Raw genomic sequence first — 3,718 nt, 5'->3', positions numbered from 1 at the left:
GGCTTGTCGCACCGTGACCTTTATCGGTGACAAGCTGGGGCTGCACACCGGGGAGGCACCGGCCTTAGTGGGGGAGGTCGACTTCCGTGCCCTGGGCGTGGATGCCGAGGCCGAGGCGGACCTCGTGCCCGCGGCCCGCCTGCTCGATGCCGGACTGATCCCGGCCTGGCTACCGCCACGGGCCCGCAGCGCCCACAAGGGTGACTTCGGCCATGCGCTGGTGCTGGGCGGTGCCCCGGGCTTCGGCGGGGCGGCGCTGCTCGCCGCCGAGGCCTGCGCGCGGCTGGGCGCCGGCAAGGTGAGCCTGGCTACGGCTCCCGAACATGTGACCGCGAGCCTGGTGCGTCGCCCCGAGGTGATGGTCCACGGAGTGCGCGGTGCCGGGGACCTCGGCGAGCTGCTGGATCGCGCCGATGTGCTGGTGGTGGGGCCGGGACTCGGCCAGGGCAGCTGGGGTGAGGGCATGCTGCAGGTGGCATTGGCGACCGACAGGCCCCTGGTGGTGGACGCCGATGCCCTCAACCTGCTGGCGACACGCTTCAGCGGCCAGCATCGTGAGGACTGGGTGCTGACGCCGCACCCTGGTGAGGCAGCCCGCTTGCTTGGCCTGTCCGCCGGCGAGATCGAGGCCGACCGGCCCGCGGCGGCCCTGGCCCTGCAGCGGCGCTACGGCGGGGTGGTGGTGCTCAAGGGTGCTGGTAGCCTGGTGGCCGGACCCGAGGGGCTCGCCGTCTGCCCCTATGGCAATCCGGGCATGGCAAGCGGCGGCATGGGCGATGCGCTCTCCGGTATTCTGGGGGCGCTGGTGGCTCAAGGGCTGCCTCTCGAGTCGGCGGTCCGGCTCGGCGTACTGGTGCATGCCTTGGCTGCCGACATGGCGGCCCGGCAGGGGGGTGAGCGTGGCCTGCTGGCCGGCGATCTGGCATCCTGTGCACGAATTCTGGTCAACCCGACGATGGGCGAGGACGATGCAGCTGCGACTCGATGACGAAGACTGCCAGGTTGCCTTCGGCGAGTGCCTGGGGCGAGCCTTGGAGGGTCATGGTCGCGTGTACCTGACCGGCGAGCTGGGGGCCGGCAAGACCACCCTGACGCGCGGCATCCTGCGCGCCTGTGGTCACCGGGGGGCGGTCAAGAGCCCCACTTATACCCTGGTGGAGCCCTACGAGCTGGACGGAGTCCTTGTGCATCATTTCGACCTCTATCGCCTGGGCGACCCCGAGGAGCTGGAATTCATCGGCGGTCGCGACCTGCTCGCCGGGGACGCCCTCTGCATAATCGAGTGGCCGGAGCGGGGCGAGGGCTGGCTGCCGGCCCCGGATCTGGAGGTGAGCCTGCGGATGGTCGGCAGTGGGCGCGAGGCAAGACTAGAGGCCCGCAGCGAACATGGCCGGGCGGTCCTCGAGCGCCTGGCGATGATGCCGGCTCTGGCCGGTTGGGTCGTGAACAGGGAAGGTGAAGCAGCGCAATGACACCCATGATTTCGGCGAGGCGCCTGCTGGCCGGGCTGGCAGGACTGGTGCTGTGGATGGCTAGTGGCCTGGCGGTTGCCTCCAGTGTCGACAACCTCCGCCTCTGGGCGGCCCCCGATCATGCCCGGCTGGTCTTCGACCTCTCCTCGCCTGCGCGGGCCAATGTCTTCAGCCTCGATAACCCGCGTCGCCTGGTGATCGACCTGGACGACAGTCAGCTCAATGCCAGCGTCGACCGGCTGGACCTCGAAGGGAGTGCCATCAGTACCCTGCGCACCGGCGTGCGCGACGGCAATGGCCTGCGGGTGGTGCTGGAGCTCGAGCGGGAGGTCGAGCCCCGACACTTCACCCTGGCGCCTAACGACCAGTATGGCCATCGCCTGGTGGTGGATCTGGAGTATCCCGGCGAGAGCGCTGTGGAGGATCCCATTGATCCCATCGAGGCGATGATCCGCGAACAGGAGATCGCCGCTGATCGTGCCCGCAGCGAGGCGGTGGCACAGGGCCGCAATCCGGCCGATATCACGGCCGCCGAGGTCCTGGGGCCGGCCAAGGCGCACCCCAAGCGCGACATTATCATCGCCATTGATGCCGGTCACGGTGGTGAGGATCCGGGGGCGATCGGCCCATCGGGCACCCGCGAGAAGGATGTCGTGCTGGAAATGGCCAAGCGCCTGGCGCGGCTGGTCAACGCCGCGGAGGGGTTTCGGGCGGTGATGATCCGCGATGGCGACTACTACATCGGGTTACGCCAGCGGACCCGTATCGCGCGTGAGCAGAAGGCCGACTTCTTCGTGTCGATTCATGCCGATGCCTTCAACAGCCCGCGGCCCAACGGCAGCTCGGTCTACGCCCTGTCCCAGCGGGGGGCCACCTCGGAGACCGCCCAGTGGCTGGCTGCCAGCGAGAATGAGGCTGACCTGATCGGCGGGGTCGACGGCAGCCTGTCGCTGGATGACAAGGACGAGGTGCTGCGTGGCGTGCTGCTCGACCTGACCATGACCGCGACCCTCAACGACTCCCTGACCATCGGCGGCCAGGTGCTTGACCAGCTGGGTCGGATCAACCGACTGCACAAGTCACGGGTCGAGCAGGCCGGCTTCATGGTGCTAAAGTCGCCGGATATCCCCTCGTTGCTGGTCGAGACCGGCTTCATCTCCAATCCCGACGAGGAGCGCCGGCTGCGCGACGGCGCCTATCAGCAGAGGATGGTCGAGGCCCTTTTCGGCGGCATCCGTGGCCACTTTCAGCGCAACCCGCCGCCGGCCAGCCTGCTGGCCTGGCAGCGTGGCCGCAATAGCAGCCCCGAGGGCAATGCGTATCGTATCCAGCCCGGTGATACCCTCTCGGAGATCGCGGCCCGTCACGGCGTGCCGGTGACTCAGATCAAGCAGGCCAATGAGCTCAATGGCGATGTGATTCGGGTCGGCCAGGTACTGCGCATCCCTCGTTCCTGAGCTTCGAGTCTCTAGCTTCGGGCCTCGAGCAGAGGGCTCGTAGCTCGCGGCCCGTAGCCCGCAGCTCGTCCTGAGGAGTGACATGTCAGAGAAACGACACATCCAGATCCTCGATCCCCGCCTGGCCAACCAGATCTCGGCCGGCGAGGTGGTCGAGCGACCCGCGTCGGTGGTCAAGGAACTGGTGGAGAATGCCATCGATGCCGGCAGCCAGCGCATCGAGGTCGAGCTGGAAAATGGTGGTGCCCGGACGATCCGCGTGAGGGACGACGGCAGCGGCATCGGCGAGGCCGACCTGCCGCTGGCGCTGTCGCGCCATGCCACCAGCAAGATCGTCTCTCTGGAGGAACTCGAGGGCGTGGCAAGCCTGGGCTTCCGCGGTGAGGCGCTGGCATCCATCAGTTCTGTGGCGCGCCTCGAGCTGACCTCCAATGCCGACGAGGACCCGCGCAGCGGCTGGCGTGTGGTGGCTGAAGGACGCCGCATGGAGCCGCGCGTGAGCCCGGCCCCGCATCCTCGCGGAACCTCGGTGACGGTCCGTGACCTGTTCTTCAATACCCCGGCGCGTCGCAAGTTCCTGCGCACCGAGAAGACCGAGTTCGGCCACGTCGAGGAGGCCTTTCGGCGCCAGGCGCTGTCGCGCTTCGACATCGGCTGGGTGCTGCGCCACAACCACAAGACGCTCCACCAGCTGCCGCCCGGCGATGACCCTATGGCCCGGGAGCGTCGTCTCCAGTCCCTGCTCGGCAAGGCTTTTCTGGAGAATGCCCTGCACCTGGACCTGGAGGT

Annotated in this window: 4 protein-coding genes; all 4 read left to right on the top strand. The window is 68.2% G+C overall.

The features are described 5' to 3' along the window. On the top strand, nucleotides 1–988 hold a 988-nt coding region (locus tag RI841_RS15365; RefSeq protein ID WP_310706503.1), incomplete at its 5' end, for an NAD(P)H-hydrate dehydratase. Continuing rightward, entirely contained in the window at nucleotides 969–1,472 is a 504-nt protein-coding gene (gene tsaE / locus RI841_RS15360) for a tRNA (adenosine(37)-N6)-threonylcarbamoyltransferase complex ATPase subunit type 1 TsaE (protein WP_310706502.1), read from the top strand. The genes RI841_RS15365 and tsaE, both read left to right, overlap by 20 nt. After that, nucleotides 1,469–2,929, top strand: coding sequence for an N-acetylmuramoyl-L-alanine amidase (locus RI841_RS15355; RefSeq protein ID WP_405000953.1), 1,461 nt, complete (start codon nucleotides 1,469–1,471; stop codon nucleotides 2,927–2,929). Before tsaE ends, RI841_RS15355 begins: the two co-directional genes overlap by 4 nt. An 82-nt stretch (nucleotides 2,930–3,011) precedes the next feature. Continuing rightward, on the top strand, nucleotides 3,012–3,718 hold a 707-nt coding region (mutL, locus tag RI841_RS15350; RefSeq protein ID WP_310706501.1), incomplete at its 3' end, for a DNA mismatch repair endonuclease MutL.

It is taken from the genome of Halomonas sp. (genome assembly GCF_031581305.1).
Taxonomy (GTDB): domain Bacteria; phylum Pseudomonadota; class Gammaproteobacteria; order Pseudomonadales; family Halomonadaceae; genus Halomonas.
The sequence above is the reverse complement of the archived record's forward strand: the minus strand, read 5'-3'. Positions and strand labels throughout refer to the sequence as shown.

Coding starts and splice junctions, on each gene's coding strand:
- tsaE (WP_310706502.1), top strand. CDS start 969: ATGCAGCTGCGACTCGATGACGAAGACTGCCAGGTTGCCTTCGGCGAG.
- RI841_RS15355 (WP_405000953.1), top strand. CDS start 1,469: ATGACACCCATGATTTCGGCGAGGCGCCTGCTGGCCGGGCTGGCAGGA.